This is a genomic window from Micromonospora sp. WMMC273, assembly GCF_027460285.1.
Taxonomy (GTDB): Bacteria; Actinomycetota; Actinomycetes; order Mycobacteriales; family Micromonosporaceae; genus Micromonospora; species Micromonospora aurantiaca.
In genome coordinates this window covers 1,361,845-1,383,122 of sequence record NZ_JAPZBE010000001.1, presented here as the reverse complement: position 1 = coordinate 1,383,122, position 21,278 = coordinate 1,361,845, and the positions used below count along the sequence as shown (strand labels likewise).

Annotated in this window: 18 protein-coding genes and 5 tRNA genes; 10 read left to right on the top strand and 13 right to left on the bottom strand. The window is 74.1% G+C overall.

From position 1 onward, the window contains the following. On the bottom strand, nucleotides 1–2,349 hold the full coding sequence (locus O7611_RS06645) for a heavy metal translocating P-type ATPase (RefSeq protein ID WP_194802573.1): 2,349 nt from the start codon (nucleotides 2,347–2,349) through the stop codon (nucleotides 1–3). 119 nt (nucleotides 2,350–2,468) lie between these two features. Between O7611_RS06645 and O7611_RS06640 the strand changes: the two genes are divergently transcribed. Next, nucleotides 2,469–3,479 (top strand): Acg family FMN-binding oxidoreductase, encoded by a 1,011-nt coding sequence (locus O7611_RS06640; RefSeq protein ID WP_269696396.1) that lies wholly within the window; start codon nucleotides 2,469–2,471, stop codon nucleotides 3,477–3,479. A gap of 93 nt (nucleotides 3,480–3,572) precedes the next feature. Further along, a complete protein-coding gene (locus O7611_RS06635; protein ID WP_269698055.1) occupies nucleotides 3,573–5,240 on the top strand; it encodes a sensor histidine kinase in 1,668 nt (555 codons plus the stop codon). Nucleotides 5,241–5,246: 6 nt separating this feature from the next. Here O7611_RS06635 and O7611_RS06630 read toward each other — a convergent pair whose 3' ends face one another. Further along, complete coding sequence (locus O7611_RS06630; RefSeq protein WP_013284884.1) at nucleotides 5,247–5,885, bottom strand: response regulator; 639 nt, start codon at nucleotides 5,883–5,885, stop codon at nucleotides 5,247–5,249. 187 nt (nucleotides 5,886–6,072) lie between these two features. On the opposite strand from O7611_RS06630, the gene O7611_RS06625 reads away from it, so the two are divergent. Next, entirely contained in the window at nucleotides 6,073–7,047 is a 975-nt protein-coding gene (locus O7611_RS06625; protein WP_194802571.1) for an Acg family FMN-binding oxidoreductase, read from the top strand. Nucleotides 7,048–7,162: 115 nt separating this feature from the next. Here O7611_RS06625 and O7611_RS06620 read toward each other — a convergent pair whose 3' ends face one another. Then, a complete protein-coding gene (locus O7611_RS06620; RefSeq protein ID WP_269696395.1) occupies nucleotides 7,163–8,164 on the bottom strand; it encodes an NAD-dependent epimerase/dehydratase family protein in 1,002 nt (333 codons plus the stop codon). 928 nt (nucleotides 8,165–9,092) lie between these two features. Here O7611_RS06620 and O7611_RS06615 point away from each other — a divergent pair. Beyond that, complete coding sequence (locus O7611_RS06615) at nucleotides 9,093–9,668, top strand: hypothetical protein (protein ID WP_269696394.1); 576 nt, start codon at nucleotides 9,093–9,095, stop codon at nucleotides 9,666–9,668. Between the two features lie 63 nt (nucleotides 9,669–9,731). Here the strand turns inward: O7611_RS06615 and O7611_RS06610 are convergent, their stop codons facing one another. The 3 genes from O7611_RS06610 to O7611_RS06600 form a co-directional block, all read right to left on the bottom strand. Continuing rightward, nucleotides 9,732–11,381 carry a PKD domain-containing protein gene (locus O7611_RS06610; protein WP_194803238.1) on the bottom strand — a complete coding sequence of 550 codons (1,650 nt, stop codon included), beginning with the start codon at nucleotides 11,379–11,381 and terminating at the stop codon, nucleotides 9,732–9,734. Nucleotides 11,382–11,548: 167 nt separating this feature from the next. Beyond that, a tRNA-Val gene (locus tag O7611_RS06605) sits at nucleotides 11,549–11,620 on the bottom strand. 11 nt (nucleotides 11,621–11,631) lie between these two features. Then, a tRNA-Gly gene (locus O7611_RS06600) sits at nucleotides 11,632–11,704 on the bottom strand. Nucleotides 11,705–11,864: 160 nt separating this feature from the next. On the opposite strand from O7611_RS06600, the gene O7611_RS06595 reads away from it, so the two are divergent. Further along, nucleotides 11,865–12,110: a DUF6458 family protein gene (locus O7611_RS06595; RefSeq protein ID WP_013284878.1), complete on the top strand. Its 246-nt coding sequence runs from the start codon at nucleotides 11,865–11,867 to the stop codon at nucleotides 12,108–12,110. A gap of 76 nt (nucleotides 12,111–12,186) precedes the next feature. On the opposite strand, the gene O7611_RS06590 is transcribed toward O7611_RS06595, so the two are convergent. From O7611_RS06590 to O7611_RS06565, 6 genes are all read right to left on the bottom strand, one after another. Beyond that, on the bottom strand, nucleotides 12,187–12,885 hold the full coding sequence (locus O7611_RS06590; RefSeq protein ID WP_194803239.1) for a hypothetical protein: 699 nt from the start codon (nucleotides 12,883–12,885) through the stop codon (nucleotides 12,187–12,189). A 96-nt stretch (nucleotides 12,886–12,981) separates the two neighbouring features. Further along, the gene (locus O7611_RS06585) at nucleotides 12,982–14,325 is read right to left on the bottom strand and encodes a response regulator transcription factor (RefSeq protein ID WP_269696393.1); all 1,344 of its coding nucleotides are present in this window, start codon (nucleotides 14,323–14,325) and stop codon (nucleotides 12,982–12,984) included. A 176-nt stretch (nucleotides 14,326–14,501) separates the two neighbouring features. After that, on the bottom strand, nucleotides 14,502–15,320 hold the full coding sequence (locus tag O7611_RS06580; protein ID WP_194803240.1) for an isocitrate lyase/PEP mutase family protein: 819 nt from the start codon (nucleotides 15,318–15,320) through the stop codon (nucleotides 14,502–14,504). Nucleotides 15,321–15,430: 110 nt separating this feature from the next. After that, nucleotides 15,431–15,505: transfer RNA gene (locus tag O7611_RS06575), tRNA-Val, on the bottom strand. A 12-nt stretch (nucleotides 15,506–15,517) separates the two neighbouring features. Then, nucleotides 15,518–15,588, bottom strand: a tRNA-Cys gene (locus O7611_RS06570). A 34-nt stretch (nucleotides 15,589–15,622) separates the two neighbouring features. Next, nucleotides 15,623–15,695: transfer RNA gene (locus O7611_RS06565), tRNA-Gly, on the bottom strand. A 274-nt stretch (nucleotides 15,696–15,969) separates the two neighbouring features. Between O7611_RS06565 and O7611_RS06560 the strand changes: the two genes are divergently transcribed. Further along, nucleotides 15,970–16,572 (top strand): TetR/AcrR family transcriptional regulator, encoded by a 603-nt coding sequence (locus tag O7611_RS06560; RefSeq protein ID WP_269696392.1) that lies wholly within the window; start codon nucleotides 15,970–15,972, stop codon nucleotides 16,570–16,572. A gap of 17 nt (nucleotides 16,573–16,589) precedes the next feature. Here the strand turns inward: O7611_RS06560 and O7611_RS06555 are convergent, their stop codons facing one another. Then, nucleotides 16,590–17,423, bottom strand: a complete 834-nt coding sequence (locus tag O7611_RS06555) for a hypothetical protein (RefSeq protein WP_269696391.1) — start codon at nucleotides 17,421–17,423, stop codon at nucleotides 16,590–16,592. 189 nt (nucleotides 17,424–17,612) lie between these two features. Here O7611_RS06555 and O7611_RS06550 point away from each other — a divergent pair, with 189 nt between their 5' ends. The 4 genes from O7611_RS06550 to O7611_RS06535 all read left to right on the top strand — a co-directional run bounded on the left by O7611_RS06550 (nucleotide 17,613) and on the right by O7611_RS06535 (nucleotide 21,274). Beyond that, entirely contained in the window at nucleotides 17,613–18,281 is a 669-nt protein-coding gene (locus O7611_RS06550; RefSeq protein ID WP_269696390.1) for a class I SAM-dependent methyltransferase, read from the top strand. Between the two features lie 9 nt (nucleotides 18,282–18,290). Beyond that, on the top strand, nucleotides 18,291–19,454 hold the full coding sequence (locus O7611_RS06545; RefSeq protein WP_269696389.1) for a cytochrome P450: 1,164 nt from the start codon (nucleotides 18,291–18,293) through the stop codon (nucleotides 19,452–19,454). Nucleotides 19,455–19,523: 69 nt separating this feature from the next. Next, nucleotides 19,524–20,456 carry an ABC transporter ATP-binding protein gene (locus tag O7611_RS06540; protein WP_194803245.1) on the top strand — a complete coding sequence of 311 codons (933 nt, stop codon included), beginning with the start codon at nucleotides 19,524–19,526 and terminating at the stop codon, nucleotides 20,454–20,456. Then, complete coding sequence (locus O7611_RS06535) at nucleotides 20,453–21,274, top strand: ABC transporter permease (RefSeq protein WP_269696388.1); 822 nt, start codon at nucleotides 20,453–20,455, stop codon at nucleotides 21,272–21,274. The genes O7611_RS06540 and O7611_RS06535 overlap by 4 nt, the downstream gene beginning before the upstream one ends. Nucleotides 21,275–21,278 lie beyond the last annotated feature (4 nt).

Below are 21,278 nucleotides of genomic sequence, written 5' to 3'. Positions count from 1 at the left end.
TCAGCGGCCGGACGCGGTCGAGCCGTCCTCCGGGTTGAGCGAGAAGTAGTCCTCCTCCTCCTGAGCCAGGTGCAGGCGCAGCACCGCGTCCAGGCCGTAGAGCGCAGCCAGCAGATCGGGCACCTCGTCACGGCGCAGCCGGCCGTCCGGCTGCGCCGTGAGGTGCCCGCCGATCCGCTCCACCAGCCGCACGATCTCCACGTGCGCCCGGCTCATCGTTGAGGTCGCCTCGTCGCTGCCGAGCGGCCCGGCCAGCGCCGGGTAGAGCTGCCGGTCCTCGGCCGCCTCGTGCGGCAGCACCTCGTCGACCAGGCGCCGGTGCACCTCGCGCAGCGCCGGCAGGCACGCCGGGTCGTCCGGGCGGGTCGCCACCATGTCGGCGGTGTCCCGCAGCCCTGCGAGCACGTCGCGGACGCCGCCGTGCTCGCCCGCGTACCGGTCGAGCAGTTCGCGGGTGTGCGCCGGCAGGTCCCGCCGCCGCAGGCCGCCGCCGAGCGCGCGCAACGCGTTGAGGATCACCAGGACGTCGATGCCCTCCTGGAGGAACGCGCCGGCCACCGGGGGCAGCCGGCCCGCCGCGGCCACCAGCATCGCCAGCACCGCCAGTCCCATGCCGACGGTCGCGCTCTGCACCGCGATGCGGCGGGCGTACCGGGCGATCTCGACGGCGTCGGCGAGCCGGTCCAGCCGGTCCACGGTGAGCACCGCGTCGGCCACGTCCGCCGAGGCGGTCGCCCCGGTCGCGCCCATCGCCACACCGACGTGCGCCTCGGCCAGCGCGGGCGCGTCGTTCACGCCGTCGCCGACCATCACGGTCACCGCGTGCGCCGACTCCTCGCGTACCCGATCGGCCTTCTCCTGCGGCGAACACCGCGCGATCACGTCGTCCACGCCCACGATCTGCGCCACCTGCCGGGCCGTGCCCGGGCGGTCGCCGGTCACCATGACCAGGCGCTCCAGGCCCGCCTCGCGCAGCCGCCGCACGGTCCGGCGGGCGTCCGGGCGGACCGGGTCCTCCAGCAGGATCGCGCCGAGCGGCCCCTGGTCGTCGCTGACCCAGACCGCGGAACGCCCGGCCCGTTCGGCGCGTTCACCGAGCCGGTCCGCCCACTCGGGCGGTTCCCCGGCGAGCTGCCCGACGTGCACCATCCGTCCGTCGACGCGGCCGCTCACCCCGTGCCCCGGTTCCTCGGTGACCTGCGTCGGCTCGGCCAGCGCCAGCCCGCGCTCGCGGGCCTGCCGGACCAGCGCGGCGGCCAGCACGTGCGGGGAGAGCTGCTCGACCGAGGCGGCCAGCCGCAGCAGCTCGTCCCGGTCGCCGCCCGGCGCCACCACCACTTCGGCCGCCCGGGGCCGCCCGGCGGTGAGCGTCCCGGTCTTGTCCAGCAGCAGGGTACGGGCGCGGCCGAGCTGTTCCAGCGACCCGCCGTCGCGGACCAGTACGCCGCGCCGGGCCACCCGGGACAGCCCGGAGACCACGGCGATCGGGGTCGCCAGCAGCAGCGGGCACGGGGTGGCTACCACGAGCACCGCGACCGCCCGGGTGAACTCGCCGGACAGCAGCCACGCCAGCCCGGCCAGCACCAGCGTGAACGGCACGAACGCGGCGGCGTACCGGTCGGCCAGCCGTACCATCGGGGCCTTGCGGGCGGTGGCCTCGCCGGCCAGGCGGACGATGCCGGCGTAGGTGCTCTCCGCCGCGTTGCGGCTGGCCCGCAGCCCGAAGCCGGCGCCCGCGTTGACGACGCCGCTGGCGACCTGCTCCCCTGCCGCGCGGGTGACCAGCTGCGACTCGCCTGTGACCACCGACTCGTCGAGCGTCGCCGCCTCCTCGACCACGCCGTCCACAGGCACCACGTCGCCCGGCCCGACCACGAGGCGGTCCCCCGCCTCGACGCGGTCCAGCGGCACCACCTCGATCCCGCCGTCCGGGGTACGCCGCCGAGCCTGCCGGGGCGCGCGTTCCAGCAGCGCCCGCAGGTCACGGGTGGCGCGGCGCTGGGCGTACTCCTCCAGCGCCCGCCCGGTCGCGACCATCACCGCGATCACGGCGCCGGCCAGGAACTCCCGCACCAGCAGCGCGCCGAGCAGCGCCAGCACCGCGATGACGTCCACCCCGAACTGCCGCAGCCAGAGCTGGCGCAGCGTCGTCCAGGCCGCCGGCACCAGAGCGACCACCGTGACAGCCGCCCAGACCAGCCGGGCGGCGTCGTGCGCGCCGGCCAACCACAGCGCCGCACCGGCCAGCACGGCCACGGTGAGCAGCACCAGCGGCGCCCACTCGGCCCGGGCCCACCGCCGGGCGCGGGCCGGCTGCTCGGGTACGCACTCGCGTGGCTCGGTTCCCACGTGTGGATCGTCTCAGCCCCGACGTGGGACGGGCAGGGCGATGCGGGTAATCCGGGGGATGGAACGGCGTCCCCACCCGCCCGTGGGGCACGATGGGGAAAACAGGAAAGGTCGTGACGATGAGCCACGAGACGCCGGCCGGCGATCGCCCGTTGACCACCGCGCTCGCGGAGGCCGCCGGAATGGCCGGCCACGCCCCCTCGGTGCACAACACGCAGCCGTGGCACTGGACGGTCCTGCCCGACGCGCTGGAGCTGCGGGTGGTCCGCGAACGGCACCTCAGCGCCTTGGACCCGGACGGGCACCTGCTGGTGGTGAGCTGCGGCGCCGCGCTGCACCACGCCCGGGTGGCGCTGGCCGCCGAGGGCTGGACCCCGGTGGTGGAACGGCTGCCCGACCCGAAGGAACCCGACCTGCTGGCCCGGATCACCAGCCTGAAGCACACCGGCGCCGACCCCGACGCCATGCGCGTCGTGCAGTGCATGCAGGTGCGGCACACCGACCGGCGGCCGGTCAGCGACGAGCCGATCCCCACCGACGCGCTGAACGACATCGACCGGGCCGCCACGCTGGAAGGCGTGAACCTGCAACTGCTCGACGACACCCAGAAGATCCAGCTCGCCGCCGCCGCCCAGCAGGCCGCCGCCGTCGAGGCGGACAGCCCGGAGCTGCGCGAGGAACTGGCGTACTGGACCAGCCGGGCCGGCACCGGCACCGGGCTGCCGCCGGAGGTGCTGCCCGAGCAGGCCCCGCAGACGACCGTTCCGGCCCGCGACTTCGGCCGCGCCGGCTCGCTGCCGATCGGGCCCGGCCACGACAAGGCCGCCGTGTACGGGATCCTGTGGGGCTCAGACGACGAGCTGATGAGCTGGCTGCGCGCCGGTGAGGCGCTCTCCGCCGCCTGGCTCACCGCCACCCGGCACGGGGTGTCGCTGGTGCCGCTGTCCGGCGTGGTGGAGGTCGAGGGCACCCGCGAGGTGCTGCGGCAGATGCTCTCCGGCCTGGGGTTCCCGTACATCAGCATGCGGCTCGGCCTGGCCGACCCGACGCACGCCGGACCGCCGCACACGCCCCGGCTGGACGTCACGCAGACGGTCGACACCTCGGCGGTCCGCGACCGGCTCGCCTGACCGGTCTCGATCACGGCGGCCACCGGGCGATACCATCGCCCGGTGGCCGCCGCACCTCAGTCCCCGCACGAGCACCTCACGCCGTCGCTCGGGCTGACCCCGCTGTCCCGTGTCCGCCTGGACGAACTGCTCCAGGAGATGCTCGACCGCGTCGGCGAGGTGGTGACCAGCCGCGAGCGGCTACGGGCCCTGCTGGACGCGGTCGTCGGCATCGGGTCCGACCTCGATCTGCGCAGCACGCTGCAGCGGATCGTGCAGTCGGCGTGCGAGCTGGCCGGCGCCCGCTACGGCGCGCTCGGCGTCATCGGCCCCGACCGCATGCTGCACGACTTCATCGTCCACGGCATCAGTCCCGAGCTGCACGCCAAGATCGGCGAGCTGCCGCACGGCCGCGGCGTGCTGGGTCTGCTCATCGACGAGCCGAAACCGGTACGCATGCCGGACATCACCAAGCACCCGAAGTCGTACGGCTTCCCGCCGAACCACCCGCCCATGCACAGCTTCCTCGGCGTGCCGGTACGCATCCGCGACCACGTCTGGGGCAACCTCTACCTGGCCGAGAAGCAGGGCGCGGCCGAGTTCACCGAGGACGACGAGGAGATCGTGGTGGCGCTGGCCGCCGCGGCCGGCGTGGCCATCGAGAACGCCCGCCTCTACGCGCTGGCGCACCGGCGGGAACGCTGGCTCGCCGCCGCCGCGGAGATCACCTCGGTGCTGCTCGGCGAGGTACGCCGTACCGACGCGCTGACGCTCGTGGCCCGCCGTGCCCGCGAGGTCGCCGAGGCCGAACTGGCGCTGGTGCTGCTCTACGACGAGGACGAGGCGCAGTTCACCGTCGAGGTCGTCGACGGCGCCGACCCGGTCACCCGGGAACTGGTCGGCGCCGTGCTGCCGGCCGCCGAGACCAGCTTCGCCGCATCAGTCACGCAGGGCCGCCACGACCAGGTCGACGACCTCGCCGCCGCGGCGCCCTGGCCCCGGCCGGTGGTCGCCGGGCCCGCAGTCGTCTCCCCGCTCGCCGCCGCGGACACGCTGCACGGTGTCCTGGTGATCGGCTACCGGCCCGACCACGGGCCCGCCGCCGACGACGACCTCGCGCTGCTCGCCAGCTTCGCCGGGCAGGCCGCGCTCGCAATGGAACGCGCCCGCGGGCAGGAGGAGCGGGAACTGCTGGTGGTCCTGGAGGACCGCGAACGCATCGCCCGCGACCTGCACGACGTGGTGATCCAGCGGCTGTTCGCCACCGGCCTGCAACTGCAGAGCGGCGCGATGAACGCCCGCCCCGAGGCCGCCAAGCGGATCAACCAGGCCGTCGACGACCTGGACGCCACCATCCGCGACATCCGCCGCACCATCTTCGAGCTGCGCACCCCGATGAGCGCGGCGCTGCGCACCGAGATCCGCGAGGCGATCGAGGTGGCCGCCGAGTCGCTCGGCTACCGGCCCGAGCTGGAACTGATCGGCCCGATCGACAGCGCCGTCCCGGACGACCTGCGCGGAGAACTCACCGCCGTGCTGCGCGAGGCGCTCTCCAACGCGGTACGCCACGCGCAGGCCGACCGGGTGTCGGTGCGCGTCCGCGTCGACTCCGGCCGGGTCGAGATCACCGTCACCGACGACGGGATCGGCTGCGACCCGGAGGCGGCCCGCAGCGGGCTGGTCAACCTGCGGGAACGGGCCGAGCGGCTCGGCGGCGAGTTCTCGCTGCGCCGGGCCGAGCCGCGCGGCACCGAGGTGCGCTGGAGCGCCCCGCTCGACTGACAGCCGTCAGGTGTTCTTGCCGAGCAGGCGGGTGGCCAGCACCGCCGCCTGGGTACGCCGCTCCAGGCCGAGCTTCGCGAGCACGCTGGAGACGTAGTTCTTCACCGTCTTCTCGGCGAGGAACATCTTCCCGGCGATCTCCCGGTTGGTGAGCCCCTCAGCCACGTACTCCAGGATCCGCCGCTCCTGCTCGGTGAGCGACTTCAGCTCCCGCGGCTGCTCCACACCGCTGCGGATGCGCTCCAGCACACGGGTGGTGATCGCCGGGTCGAGCAGCGACTGCCCGGCCGCCACCCGGCGGACCGCGTCCACCAGGTCGGTGCCGCGGATCTGCTTGAGCACGTACCCGGCGGCGCCCGCCATGATCGCGGCGAACAGCGCCTCGTCGTCCTCGTACGAGGTGAGGATCAGGCCCTTGATCGAGGAGTCCACGGCGCGGACGTCCCGGCAGACGTCGATGCCGTTGCCGTCGGGCAGCCGGGCGTCGAGGATCGCCACGTCGGGGCGCAGCGCCGGAATGCGGCGCGCCGCCTCCTGGGCCAGGCCGGACTCACCGACCACCTCGATGTCGCCGCTGCTCTGGAGCAGGTCGGCAAGGCCACGACGGACGACCTCGTGGTCGTCGAGCAGGAACACCCGGATCATCCGTCCTTTCTACCCGCTTTCCCGCCCCCGTAGCACGGGTCGAAAGTCCCGTCCTGCGCGCGCCGGCCGGGACCGACGGCCGGGCCCAGGTGGGGACCTCCGGCCCTGCTCACCGCGCCGTCCCCTGACGCACCGTAGTGGTGTACCCGGCCGGGGGAGCCGGCGCCGCACGAGAGGGAGCAGCACCATGACGACCGAATACACCGCCGAGCAACTGCGGGCCGCGGTCGCCGACGCGGTCCGGGCCCCGTCACTGCACAACACCCAGCCGTGGCGGTTCCGGCTCGTCGACGGCGGCATCGAGGTTTCCGTCGACCCGCTGCGCGGCCTGCCCGCCACCGACCCGACCGGCTGGGGCGCGCGGATCGCCGCCGGTGCGGCCCTGTTCAACCTGCGCCTGGCGCTCGCCGTGGCGGGCACCCCGGCCACTGTGCGGCTGCGCCCGTACCCCGCCGACCCGGACGTCGTGGCCCGGCTGGTGCCGGACGTGCCGCGCCGTCCCACCCCGGTCGAGCAGAGCCTGTACGGGGCGATCGGCCACCGGTTCAGCAACCGCGCACCGTTCTGGCCCGACCCGGTGCCGGCCGAGGCCCGCTGGCGGCTCGGCGAGGCGGCCCGCGCCGAGCAGTGCTGGCTGGAGCTGGTGATCGGCACCAGCGCCGTCAACGCGGTCGCCGAGGTCGCCCGCAGCGCCCACCGCGTGCTGGAACGCGACCCCGCTTACGTGGCCGAGCGGGCCGAGTGGATCCGCTCCGAGCCGGCCCCGGACGGCGTGCCGACCGGCGCCGGCGGGCCGCAGAGCGAACCGCAGGACCTGCTGCCGCAACGCGGCTTCGGCGGACGCAACCGCGCCCCCGGTCGCGACTTCGAGCCGGAGCCGCTGGTCGCGGTGCTCGGCTCGGCCGGCAACACCTCGGCCGACCAGATCCTGGCCGGACAGGCGCTGCAGCGGGTGCTGCTCACCGCCACCGACGCCGGGCTGAGCGTGTCGATGCTGTCCCAGCCGATCGAGGTGCCCGCCGCGCGTGAGGCGCTGCGGATGTCGCTGGGCCGGTTCGGCACCCCGCAGATGGTGATGCGGATCGGGTACGGCCAGCCGGGTCGTGCCACCCCGCGCCGCTCGGTCGAGGAGGTGCTCGACCTGCCGGTCGTGCCGGCCTGACCCGTATCCCTCCGCAGGCCAGGCCGGGAGTGCTCGCCCCGCCCGCCCGCCCGCGCCGGCCGGGCTCAGGCCGCCTGTGCGGGCCCCAGGTCCGCCGTACGGTGCTGTTCCCCGGTCAGGCCGGGAGCGCGGCCAGCAGGGCCGTCTCCCGCTCCGGCGCCAGCCCGACCGGTGCGCGCGCCGGCCGCCCCGCCCGGTCCGGCACGCGCCCCACCTCGCGCAGCCACCGCCAGGTGTCGGCGACCGTCTCGGTCACCGGCCGGCAGACCAGCCCCGCCGCGTACGCCCGTTCCACGTCCCGCTCCTGCATCCAGCGGTACTCGTGCCCGCGCGGAATCCACACCGGCAGGTCGTTCCACGGCTCCACCCCCGCGGCCAGGAGCGGCTCCGGCGCGGTCCACCGCAGCCTCGCGTCCGACCCGGTCACCGTCACCGCCGCGTCGAGCAGGTCACCCATCGTCGCGTGCCCGGTGCGACCCACCACGTTGTACGCCCCGCCGACGCCCTCGGCACCCCGGTCCAGCAGCCAGGTCGCCAGGTCCCGGACGTCCACGTACTGGATCGGCAGGTCACGCGGCCCCGGCGCCAGCACGTCCCCGCCCCGGGCGACCCGGTTCAGCCACCACGGCAGCCGCCCGATGTCCTCCCCCGGCCCGAGGATCAGCCCGGCGCGTGCCAGCAGCGCCCGGTCGCCGAACACCCGCGTCGCGGCGAGTTCCCCGCCGGCCTTGTTCGCCGGGTAGTCACCGTCGTCGGCGTTCGCGTCGGCCGCCACTGTCGGCGCCTCCTCGCCGCTGCCGGGCGCGACGGGTGGCGCGTACACCGATCCGCTGGACACGTAGACGTAGTGCGGCACCGCGCCTTCCAGCGCCGCCGCCGCGTCCCGTACCGCGCGGGGCGCGCCGTCCCACGTGTCCACCACCAGGTCCCACTCACCGCCGACGAGCGTGGCCAGCCCGTCCGGCGCGGTCCGGTCACCCCGCAACCGGTGTACGCCGTCCGGCACCCGCCCGTGCACACCCCGGTTGAACACTGTCACCTGCCAGTCGCGGCGTACCGCCTCGGCCACGACCGCACCACCGACAAAGCCCGTACCACCAAGTATGAGAAGTCGCATAGGCCCCAGCCTGCCGCCGCGCGTCGGGTACGGCTGCCCTGTTTCACGGTCAGCGGATCTGCCAACGGCAGAACCCAGCCCTCCCGTCACTGAGCAACACCCCGCCCCAACCTGTCCCGCGCCGTCCGGTCACCCTCGATCTTGGACTTGTGGCGCCTCGGATGCCCGGTTAGCGCAGTTCGCGAGGTGCCACAACTCCAAGGTCGACGAGTCCACCCGGAGTTCACGACCCCGCCCCGACCTGGTTGATCATGAAGTTGACGACGTTCGGTGTCCGGTTTGTCGCCGCCAACCTCATGATCGACCAAGTGGGGGCGGGTGCGTGTGGTGCGAGCCGCGCAGGCGATGCAGAGGATGCCGGCGGGGCGGCCACTCTGCCGCCTGCCCCCCCTCCCGCCTGGCGACCCGAGCTGTCCGGAGACTTGGTGCGAAACGGCCCCTATGGGGGCACTTTCCTACCAAGCTCTGCGGATGCTCTCGGGAAACGGCCATGTGTCCCAGGTGATGGGAGACCGCGCTGGCGAGAGGGATCCGAGGTGCTGGTGAGGCGCGGTAGGTCGGGGGGCGTGTGGGTGGGGGTGTCCGGTTCGGGGGTGGTGGGCGGCACTCTGGCGGCGGAATCGTCGGCGGGTGGGTGGCGTTGTAGACGGGTGAACGACCGAGGACCAGCCGTGCCCCGCGAGCCGGGCGGCGTCCGTGAGCCCGGGAATCATCCCGGCGGGCTGGTCGTTGAACACGGTTCCGACGGCGTGAGCCGGCCCGGGAATGATGCCGGGTCGCAGGTCGTTGGACATGCTTCCGGCGCCGCGTAGAGGCCCCGCCCCCGCGAGCAGCCGAGAGATCCCCCCGAAGACTTTTTGAGCGCCTGACGGTGCCCACGTATCCCGTTCCCCGGCGGGTGCGTCGACCCCCGAATGGAGCACTTGTGATGAACACGATTCTGCGTAAGAGCGTTCTGGGTATTGCTGGTCTGGCTTTCACCGGTGGCGTGTTCGCCGGTCCGGTCGCCGCCCACGCGGCGGACACCACCGCGAGCGTGAAGCCGGTGAGTGTGAGCGTGCAGGGTGACAAGCTGATCCCGCACGGTGTGCAGGGTGAGCAGTCGCGCATCGAGCTGAACGACGAGCAGACCAAGAACGTGAAGGCGATCATCGCGGCGACGAAGAAGGCCGGCATGGACGAGCGTGCCGCGGTCGTCTCCATCGCCACCGCGTTGCAGGAGTCGAAGCTGGAGAACCTGGGCCACCTGGGTGACCGTAACGACCACGACTCGCAGGGCCTGTTCCAGCAGCGTCCCTCCAGTGGTTGGGGCACGGTGGAGCAGATCACCGATCCTGAGTACTCGACGACGGCGTTCCTGAAGGGTCTGAAGCAGGTCGACGGCTGGAAGGACATGCCGCTGACCAAGGCCGCCCAGACCGTCCAGGTCTCCGCTTACCCGGACCACTACGCCCAGTGGGAGCAGCAGGCCGCCGACCTCGTCGCCCAGCACTGGAACAGCTAAGACCAAGAACTGAAGGCCGGCACCCCAAGACGGGGGTGCCGGCCTTCACGCTTACCCGATGGGTCAGGCCGGGGGCAGCACGAACGTCCACGTGGTGGTGGTCGTGCTGGCCGCGGCGCCGGTGGCGGTGAGGCCGCCGTAGCTGCCGGTCGGCACGCTGCTCGCCGAGTCGGCGAGCAGGCCGGTCGCCCGGCCGCCGCCGGTCTGCGAGGAGTTGCTGCGCACCGCCACGCCGGACGGCGGGGTGAGTGCGGTGGAGGTGCTGTCGCCGTGCAGCCAGTACGACACGGCCCAGCTCTGCGCCGTGCTCACCGGCGCGTACGGGGTGATCCGGGTAGCGGTGCTCGCCGGGTCGGTGGCCCTGGTGAAGACGGGCGCGCCCGGTGCGACCCCCCGGTACGCGGCCAGCACCAGGTTGCCCTTCGCCTGACTGTCCAGCGTCACCCGGACCGCACTGCCGGCGTCACCGGCGCTCGCGGTCTTCCACCAGGCGGTGGTGGTGGCGAAGCCGCCGTCGAGGCGGTCGAGCCGGGTCCAGCCGGTCACCCCGGTCGGCTCGCCGGTACCGGTGTGCGTGTTCTGGCTGAGCACGAGCAGCAGCGTGTCACCGGCCTGCACGCCCGCCGGGACGGTGACCGTGTGGCTGGTCCAGTTGGCGTTCGCGGTGGCCTGGCCGACGAACGAGATCCGCTCCGGTACGGGCGCGACGGTCACGTCGACTGTCGCGGTGCCGGTGGCGCCCCGGTCGTCGGTGACGGTGAGCGTGACCGGGTAGGTGCCGGCGGCCGCGTACGTGTGCGACGTGGCCGGTACGGATGCGGTGCCGGTGGTGTCTCCGTCGCCGAACGACCAGCTGTGGTCCTGGATCGCGCCGTCGACGTCGGTGGAGGCCGCGCCGGAGAACGTGCACACCAGTCCGGAGCAGGTGGGCGTCAGCGCCGCCAGCGGCGCCTGGTTGGCCGGGCCGCCCGATCCCTTCAGGATCTTCACGTAGTCGATGTCGCCGGCGAAGTAGTCGCAGGTGACCTTCGTACCGTCGCACTGGCTCTTGCCGCCGACGGACAGCGGCCAGGTGTTGGCGATGGTGCCGGTCGGCCCGTTGAGGCGGCTCGTCCGCACGCCGTCGACGTACATCTCCACGTACGCGGAGGTGCGGTTGCAGGTGACCGTGTGCCACTGGCCGTCGGAGATCGGCACGTCCGTGTAGCCGGTACGGGAGGCGCCGTCCGCGCCCCGGAACAGGCACTTCGGCTTGCCGTTCGGCGCCTCGAACTTCCAGTAGCCGCCCGCCGTGTTGCCCTGTCCCTTCTGGAGGATGTTCCCGAAGGAGTACGTGGTCCGGTAGCGGATGGTCAGCGAGAAGTCCCCGGCGTCCGGGTTGAAGTCGGTGGTGTGCGGCACCAGGTCGACGTGGCCCGGGACGTACTCCTTGTCGGTGGGCAGGTGGGTGGCGAAGCGGTGGCCGGTCGCCCCGGCGTAGAGCGCGCCGGTGACCACCTCACCGCCGATCGTGCCGTGGCGGCCGTTGCCGCTGTAGTCGGTCAGCACCGTCGACGACGACGCCGGTTCGTCCATGCTGTAGAACGCCACCGTCCGCGTCGCGGTGGCCTGCGCGGGCGCGGCCGAGACCGTCACCCCGGCCGCCGCGACGACAGTCGCCACCCCTAATCGGGCGGCTGTCCGCCGCCACCGTCCCCGCTCGATCGTTGCCATGTGACCGCCTCCCTGCGTATCGGGCATCACAGTGACACGCGTGGTGGCAGCGGCTGAATAACCCGCACGGTGGAGCCGGGTGACCGATGTGGCCGGTACGAACCGTCCGGTGGGATACGTCCGCCGATCGACCGGCGGCGCCGGCGGGCGGGGAGGGTGACTCTCGGTGGGCGATACTGGGTTTGAACCAGTGACCTCTTCCGTGTCAAGGAAGCGCGCTCCCACTGCGCCAATCGCCCGGGCAATCGCGAGCGGACGACGGGATTCGAACCCGCGACCCTCACCTTGGCAAGGTGATGCGCTACCAGCTGCGCTACGTCCGCGTGCCGCCGGATTCGCGCCGGCGACGGGGTGAACTCTACCCGATCCCAAGATCGCCGTGTGGCAGACCCCCGCCGCGCCGGGTGGCCGTGTGGTTGCGCTGCTCGCCGCCGGGGTACTGAGGCCGGTGACAGCACAACCATCCCCCCGAAGGAGGCTGTCGTGGGTATCGGTACGAGCATTTTCCTGATCGCGGTCGGCGCGATCCTCACGTTCGCGCTCAACGCCAGCGTCGGCGGGGTCGACCTCGACGTCGTCGGCTGGATCCTGATGGCGGCCGGCGTCCTCGGCCTCATCATGACCACGCTGGTGTGGGGCCGCCGTCGCCAGGTGGTCACGACCACCGCCGAGCAGCCGGTGGAGTACCGCCGCGTCGAGGAGCGCCGGGACGTCGCCCCGCCGATGTGACAGTGACCGGGGCCGACGGAGCTGATCGGTCCCGGATCGGGCCGGCCGGATCACCCGATCCGGCCGGCCCGCTCTGCTACGGCCGCTCGCCGTCGGTCACGGCGAGGTCGACAGCGGCGAGGTCGGTGGCGGCGCGCAGCCCGTACCAGCCGATCGCGGCCACCAGCGCCACCTGCACCAGGTAGCTCGCGACGACCACCGCCCGACCGGCGTCCTGCGGCACCAGGACGAACGCCACGACGTAGACGAGCCCGGCGACGATCAGCGGGCGCGGCATGGTCCGGCCGATCAGGATGCCGACGAGCGCCAGGACCATGCCGAGGACGATCGCCACCTGACTGCCGAGGATGGCCGGGAGCAGCCCGTCCAACTGATCGTTGAAAGCGTCGAACAACGCGCGTCCCTGCTGCTCCGGCAGGACGCCCGGGTCGGCGGCGTAGGCGAACGGCAGCACCTCAGCGGTGATCGCCAGCGCGAACACCACCCCGCCGAGGCCGGCCAGGAACGCCCCCACGAGGTTCAGCACGCCCGCGCGGCCCCGGGCCAGCCCGACGATGAAGACCGCCGCGGCGATCCAGGAGACGGCGTACGCGGGCCCGCCCAGGTAGAGGTTCATCGGCCAATACGCGGACCCCAGCTCACGGACGTCGTCGTAGTGGATCGCGCCGTCGAACGGCGGCTCCCACAACATGAACAGGGTACGGCCGGCCAAGGCCACCAGGAGCAGGACGAAAAGGGCGACGAGCGCGGCGCGGCGCAACTTCGGTACGGGCACTGTGGGAGCCTCCGTCGATTCAGGTGTCGCCCCACCGTGCCGAGGTACCACCGGCCCGGGCATCGGCCTCAGCACCTATCTTCGGGAAACCCCTGCTCAGCGCGGCTGTCCCGCGTGCTCCAGCCAGATCCGCGCCGCTCTTACCCGCCGGTTCGTGTCGCCGCCGGGGGTCAGGCCGAGCTTGACGAAGATGGCGCGCAGATGGGCGTCCACGGTCCGTTCCGACACCACGAGCTGCGCCGCGATCCCCGCGTTGCTGGCGCCTTCGGCGAGTGCGGCGAGCACCTCGCGTTCGCGCGCCGTCAGGCCGCCGACCGAGGCCGGCCCCACCCCGGCGGACACCCCTGTGGCGGACACCTCCGGCGAGGCTGCCCCACCGGCCGGGTCCGCCGGCTCGGCGACGTCCGCCGTGCCCGCGGCGCTGCCTGCCTCCGTACCCTCTGCTCCGTCGTGCGGCGTCACCGGCGGCGCTGTGGGCGCGGCGGTGAGCAGCGCCGCCAGCCGGCCGGTGCCGGCCCACGCCCCGCCGCCGCCGACGACTGTCAGCGCCGACACGACCAGGGCGACCGAGGTCGGGCCGAGGGACGAGCCGGGAGCGGCCACGAGCGTGCCGGCGCCGACCACCAGCAGGGCCGCGGCGGCCAGGCCGGTGGCGCGCACCACGATGCCGACCCGCCGGGCCTCGGTGGCGCCCCGGGCGGCGGTGACCGCGCAGGCGGCGGCGAACACGGCGGCGCCGGACAGGGTCACCAGGAACGCGACCGAGCCCAGCGCCGGTTCGACGTCACCCGGCGCGCGGGCGACCGCGAGGAGCAGGCAGAAGACGACAGTCAGCGGCGCCGCGGTGGTGGCCGCGGCGGCCACGCCGAGCCGTGCCCGCACGGTGTGGTGCGAGCCGAGGGCGGCCCGCCAGAGCGTCACCGGCAGCAGGAGCAGCGCCGCGACGCCGAGCAGGGTGACGGCGGCACCGACCGGCGCGAGCGTGGTACGCCACGACTCCCCGGCGATCGTCGGCACCCCGTCGAACGGTTCGCTCGCCGTCGTCAGCAGCGCGTTGACGAGCGTGGCCGCACCCAGGGCGAGACCCACGTACCGGTGGGTTCTCGGGGTGGCCGCGCCGGTGCGGACGGCGGCCGAGGCGGTCAGTTGCATCAGTGCGAGCGGCGGGATCCACGCCGAGTTCCACGCCGCGACGGCCGGCCCGGCCCACCGGTGGCCGGCCGCGACGGTGGCGACGGCCAGCACGGCGAGCCCGAGGTACGCCAGCAGCGACGCGGCGAGCCCGGTCGCCAGCCGGCCGGCGGCGCGGTGGCCCGAGCGGGCGAGACGGGACGCGGCGACCGCCGCGGCCACGGCGCCCCCGGCCAGGGCGAGGGCACCGGCCGGATCGGTAGCGAAGCCGCCGTGACCCGCCGCCCCGAGGGCGGCCAGCGCTGCCACACACGTCCCCGCCGTGGCCCCCGTGACCACGGGCGGGCCCAGCAACGCGGGCACCGGGCGGACGGAGGCGGTCACCGGCGGCGCCCCCGCCGGGCGGCGGCTCTGCGAATCGGATGCGCGGCCACCGCCACATTCAACCCGGTACCCCGTCCCGCGGTCGATGCCGCGCCGCCGGGTCAGCCCCGCATCAGCTCGTTCAGCGCGTCGAAGTCGAGCCCATCGGCGAGCGCGTCGTACGTCCCGGCGCCGAGCACCTCCGCCGCCGCCCGCTGGGCCACCGCGTACGCGGCCTCGGCCACCGCCGGTCCGATGCTGACCCGGGCCACGCCGAGCCCGGCCAGTTCGGCGATCGGCGGTGCGCCCGGCCCGGCCAGCACGTTCAGCGGCGCCGGGATCGCCGCCGCCAGCGCGGCCACCGTCTCCGGTTCCACGGTTCCGGGAACGAAGATCCCGTCCGCGCCGGCCGCCAGGTACGCCTCGGCGCGCGCGACAGTCTCGGGTACGCCGCCGGTCCGGCGCAGACAGGTGTCCACCCGCGCGTTGACGTACAGCGGGATGCCGGCGCGGTCGGCGGCGGCCCGGACGGCGGCGAGCCGGGCGACCTGCTCGTTGACAGGGCGCAGCGGCCCGCCGCCGTCGTGCCGGGAGTCCTCCACGTTGACGCCGACGGCCCCGGCGGCGAGCACCGCGATGATCGTCTCGGCGACCTCGGCGGGACTGTCGCCGTACCCGGATTCGATGTCGGCGGTGACCGGTACGCGAACCGCGTCCGCCACCCGGCGGATCACGTCGACGGCGGTGTCCCGGGCGAGCACGTCGCCGTCCGGGGCGCCGCGGCTCCACGCGACGGCGGCGCTCGTGGTGGCCACGGCGCGGGCGCCGGCCGCGGCGACGATCCGGGCGCTCAGCGCGTCCCAGGCGTTGACGAGGATCAGTGGGTCACCGGGCTGGTGCAGGGCGCGGAACCGCTGGGCTCGGGTCTGCTGATCGTCCACCGGTCCAGTCTGGGTGGAGCGGTCCGGGCGCGGCAATGGCCGGCGGCGCGGTACTGGACTGATCGACGACGAGAAAGGCCGTGCCGATCTCATCGGCACGGCCTTTCCGCTGGTGGGCGATACTGGGTTTGAACCAGTGACCTCTTCCGTGTCAAGGAAGCGCGCTCCCACTGCGCCAATCGCCCTCGTCTACTGCGAGGTGGAGACGGGATTTGAACCCGTGTACACGGCTTTGCAGGCCGTTGCCTCGCCTCTCGGCCACTCCACCGAGGTTGCCCCCGAACTGCGTGGCGGCATCTCCGAGCGGACGACGGGATTCGAACCCGCGACCCTCACCTTGGCAAGGTGATGCGCTACCAGCTGCGCTACGTCCGCACGCCCCCGGTGTTATCCGGTGACGGATGAGAACTTTAGCCGAGCCCGGGAACGGTTGCCAAATCGGGGCCCCTTCCGGCGCGTCCGGATGTGGCCGACGTCCCGTGGCGCAGGCGTCCTAGGAGCCTGGGTGGTTGCCGTCGGAGGCCGGTGGGCAGGGCCGCGACCTGCGGAATCCGCTCGGCGAGTCGAGTGTCCGGCATCCGACTGTCCCGCCGCCGACCGGCCGCTTCGGTAACTCCCTGTGGTCATACGGATGGGTTACCGTAACGCCGTGACGAGACGAGCCGCCGAGATCCGCCTGGACGCGCTGCTGCGTACGGCCTGCGAGGTGATCGCGGAGCGAGGGCTCGCCAACACCCGCACCGCTGACGTGGCCGAGGCCGCCGGGGTCAGCCAGGCACTCGTCTTCTACCACTTCGCGACGAAGGACCGGCTGCTCGCGCAGGCCTTCGCGTACGCGGTCGAGCAGGACCTCGCCCGCCTCGACGCGGTGCTGCGTTCCTCCGCCCCGCCGCTGGCGAAGCTGCGCCGGATGCTGCGCCTCTACGCGCCGACCGGCCGGGCCACCTCCTGGTCGATGTGGATCGACGGCTGGGCGGAGTCGCTGCGTACGCCGGAGCTGGAGAAGCTCTCCCGCCGCCTCGACCTGCGGTGGCGGGAGGATCTGGCCGCGGTGATCAGCGCCGGGGTCACCGAGGGCACGTTCGACTGCCCCGACCCGGCCGGCGCGGCCTGGCGGATCAGCGCGGTGATGGACGGGCTGGCGGTCCAGCTCGCGGTGCACGAGCGGGTGATCACCCGCCGGCAGATCGCCGAGTGGATCCGCCTGGTGGCAGCCCGGGAGCTGGGCCTGGAGCCCAGCCAGCTCGACTGACCCCTGCCCGCGGCGGGTCAGTGCCAGCGGGGGCGAGGGCGTTCGAAGGGGGGCGGGAGCGTCTCCGGCTCGGGCTGCGCGGACGGGCGCAGCAGGCGGCGCATCCGCAGCAGCAGACCGGCGCCCAGGAACAGCAGCAGACCGCCGAGCAGGAACGCGGCCTGCACCAGGCCGAATCCGCCGCTGTCCGCCACCGGCCGCCCGGCCACGCCACCGGGCGCGGGCGGCTCCACCACCGCGGCGTCGGTCGGCTCGTCGGTGGGTTCCTCGTCGGGCGCCTCGGAAGACGGCTCGTCGCTCGGTGTGGGCTCCGCGCTGCTCGGCGAGGGAGTCGGCGAAGCCGCCTCCTCCCCCACCACCTCACGGGAGGCGGTCCGCCGGGCCAGCAGCCGCAACTGCGGGTCGTACGCCTCGGCGGCGAAGCTCACCCGCCCGCGCCCGACGTCCTCGGCGAACGCCACCCGGTAGCGGGCGGTCACGGTACGGCCGGGACAGAGCACACCCGGGTCGAGCTGCCGGTCGGTGAGCCGGGCGGTGTCTCCCTCGGTGCGGATCTCCAGCGGGAACGAGCCGCTGTCCTCCACCCGGTCCACCTTGAGCTGGTCCAGCCGCAGGCCCTGCACCCGCACCAGCATCGACCAGCGCACCTTGACACAGCCGCCCCCGTCGGAGCGGGACACCACGGCGGACAACGTCTCCACCCGGTTCCCGGCGGTGAACTCGTCCGGCAGGCCGCTCAACTCCGTGGAGAAGGCCGCCGCCGCCCGCGCCGGCAGGGCACCGCCGTACCCGGTCCCGGCCACGAAGGTCAGTACCAGTCCGATCCGCAGCGCGTGCCGCCAGCCGCTCACCACGCCTCCTCACCCTCGGTCGTGTCCACAGGCAACGCTAGGAGCGCGCCGGGCACGCCGGTAGACGGGCGTGTTCGCATCCAACGCCACAACACGGGGGCGATTTCACCGAGCGTGGTGAACCGGTCACGACCTCGCCGCGACACGCCCGGGATCGGTTCCGGAACCCCTGTGGGACACAATCTTCCGATGTCCGAGCTGTCCGCCGCGTTCGTCCGGCTGCACGCCCGCCTCGCCCCGGTGGCGTTCGTACCCGAGGTGCGGCTGCACCAGGCAGACGAGCCGATCGGTCTGTGGGAGCTGACCGAGGGCGAGTTCCGCAGCTCCCAGCCGCCGCCGTTCTGGGCGTTCGCCTGGGCCGGCGGGCAGGGCCTGGCCCGCTACGTCACCGACCACCCCGACACGGTCGCCGGCCGCCGGGTGCTCGACCTGGCCTCCGGCTCCGGCCTGGTCGCCATCGCCGCCGCCCGCGCCGGCGCCGCCGCCGTCCGGGCGGTCGAGGTGGACGAGCGGGCCGTGGCCGCCGTCGCGCTCAACGCCGAGGCCAACGGGGTACGCGTCGACGCCGAACTCGGCGACATCCTCGACTCCGACGCGGGCGACGCGGAGGTGGTGCTGGCCGGGGACGTCTTCTACAGCGAGGCGATGGCCCGCCGGATGCTGCGCTTCCTGCTCAAGGCCGCCCGTTCCGGTGCCCGCGTCCTGGTGGGCGACCCGGGCCGGGCGTTCCTTCCGCGCGAGCGCTTCCACGAGCTGGCCGCGTACGAGGTGCCGGTGTCCGAGGCGCTGGAGAGCGTACGGGTGAAGCACACCACCGTGTGGGAGCTGGACCCGAACCCGCCGGGTGCCCGCCGCTAGCGTTACCGCGTGCTGTTCCGGGGCTGGGGGGAGTCCGTCGACGAACAGTGGCCCGACGCGGCCACCGTGGTCGACCACGTCGGCGTGCCGCACCTGGTGGTGACCCGGCACGCGCTCGTCCGCAAGCTGCTCACCGATCCGGTGACGTTCCGGCCGGACAACGCGCTCGACGCCGTCACCCCGGTCCCGGTGGCCGCGCTGCGGATCCTCGCCGGGCACCGGTTCCGGCTGCCGCCGACGCTGGCGAACAACGGCGGCGCGAGTCACCCGGAGATCCGCGGCATCGTCGCCGACGCGCTGCACCCGCACCGGGTGGACGCCCAGCGCCGGTGGCTGACCGGGCTGGTTCGGGAGCGGGTGGCCGGACTCGCCGCCGAGCTGGACGCGGGCCGCCCGGTCGACCTGTACGCGGGCCTCGCCGCCGACCTGCCGCTGCTGGTGCTGGCCCGCCTGGTCGAGCTGCCGGCCGCCCCGGTCGGCGCGGTGAAGGACTTCGCCCGGGCCGCGCTGGAGCTGTTCTGGGCGCCGCTGGAGGAGTCCCGGCAACTGGCGCTCGCCGCCGAGGTGGGCCGGTTCCACACCGTGCTGCGGGAGTTCGCCGCCACCGGGGGCGGGCTCGCCGCGCGGCTGCGCGACGCCGGGCACTCCCCCGACGTGGTCGTCGGGGCGCTGTTCTTCCTGCTGGTCGCCGGCCAGGAGACCACCTCGCAGTTCCTCACCCTGCTGCTGCACCGGCTGTCCGGCGAACCGGCGGTACGGGCCGGGCTGCGCGCCGGTGAGATCGGCGTGGACGACGTAATCGAGGAGGGGCTGCGGCTGGAGCCGCCGATCGTCACCTGGCGGCGGGTGGCAGCAGTCGACACCGCGCTCGGCGAGGTGCCGGTGGCGGCGGGCACCAGCATCGTGGCCTGGCTGGCCCGCGCCGGCCGCGACCCGGCCGTGGTCGACGCGCCGGGCGAGTTCCGCCCCGGGCAACCCGGCTCGCGGCGGCACCTGGCGTTCGGCGCCGGGCCGCACCGCTGCGTCGGCGCGCAGCTCGCCCGGATGGAGGCCGCAGTGGTGGTCGCGGAGGCGGCCGCGCTGCTCGACGGGGTGACGGTGGTGCGTCCGCCGTGGTGCCCGGACAACCTCACCTTCCGGATGCCGGACGCGTTCGTGGTCCGCCGCACCTGACGAAAGTCGGGGTGGGTGGCTGCCGTTCGACGGCGGTGCGGGGGCATCCCGGCTGAATAGCGTCGCCGCATGATCACACTTCGTGCGTTGACGAAACGGTTCGGCGACGTGACAGCCGTCGACGACCTGACCGTCGAGATCCGCCCCGGGCAGGTCACCGGGTTCCTCGGCCCGAACGGCGCGGGCAAGTCCACCACGATGCGGATGGTGCTCGGCCTGGACCGGCCCACCGCCGGCCAGGCGCTGGTCAACGGCCGGGACTACCGCACGCTGCGGCACCCGCTGCACGAGGTCGGCGCGCTGCTCGACGCGACAGGTGTGCACCCGGCCCGCTCCGGTATGGCGCACCTGCGGGCGATGGCACGCAGCAACGGCGTACCGGCCCGCCGGGTGAGCGAGGTGCTCGACCTGGTGGGCCTGGACGCCCGCGCCGCCGGCAAGCCGGGCCGGGCGCTGTCGCTGGGCATGGGTCAGCGGCTCGGCATCGCCGGCGCGCTGCTCGGTGACCCGCCGGTGCTGCTGCTCGACGAGCCGGTGAACGGGCTCGACCCGGACGGGGTGCGGTGGATCCGGGGCTTCACCCGCCGTCTCGCCGACGAGGGGCGCACCGTCCTCGTGTCCAGCCACCTGATGAGCGAGATGCAGCAGACCGCCGACCGGGTCGTGGTGCTGGGGCGTGGCCGGCTGGTGGCCGACGCGCCGCTGGCCGAGCTGATCGCCGCCCGGCCCGCCGCGTCGGTCCGCGTACGCGGTCCCGAGCCGGCCGCGCTCGCCGCCCTCGGCGACCGGCTGGCCGCCGAGGGCGCGACTGTCACCGCCGAGGGGGACGGGATGTCCGTCGCGGGCAGCACCGCCGGCCGGATCGGCGACCTGGCGCACGAGATGGGGGTACGCCTGCACGAGCTGACCCCCGTCGCCGCCTCCCTGGAGGAGGCGTTCCTGGAACTGACCGCCGACAGCGTGGAGTACGCCGCCGGCCCGACCGGAGGTGGCACCCGATGACCGAACGGTCCACGCTCGACCCGGCCCGGCAGTCCGCCCGGCCCGTCACGGCCGGGCATCCGCTCGCCGGGGCGGTGGCCGCCGAGTGGACGAAGCTCTGGTCGGTGCGCTCCACCTGGTGGACGCTGCTCGCGGCGGTGCTGACCATGTCGGCCACCAGCGCCCAGCTCGCCATCTACGCCCAGAACGCCAACACCGACGACGACCCGGCCGACAATCCGGGCGTGGTGAGCGTCGGCGAGATCGTGGCCGGGTCGCTGGAGCTGACCCAGTACGTGGTGCTGGCGCTCGGCCTGTTCGCGATCACCAGCGAGTTCACCACCGGCACGATCCGCACCACGCTGCGGTGCACCCCGTCGCGGGGGCGGGTGCTCGCGGCCAAGGCAGTGGTGGTGGGCACGGTGACGTTCGGCGTCGGGCTGCTGCTCGGCACCGTCGGCGCGGCGACGGCCCGGCCGGTGCTGGGCGAGTGGGGCCGCGCCCCGCTGGGCGCGACGGTGGCCGACGTGGTGGCCGCCGCGGCGTACCTGGCGCTGATCGGCGTGCTGGCGCTCGGCCTGGCGGCGGCGCTGCGGGGCGCGGTACTGGCCCTGACCGTCCTGTTCGCGCTGCTGATGATCGTGCCGCTGTCGTTGCAGGAACCGGACATCACGGTGCTCACCCGGATCGCCGACGCGTTCCCCGGGGTGGCGGGCAACCACTTCCTGGCCGGGGACACCGAGCCGTACCCGGCGGCGGTGGGGCTGCTGGTGCTCGCCGCCTGGGCCGCCGCCGCGCTGGCGCTGGGCCGATGGGCGCTGGCACGGCGCGACGCGTGAACGG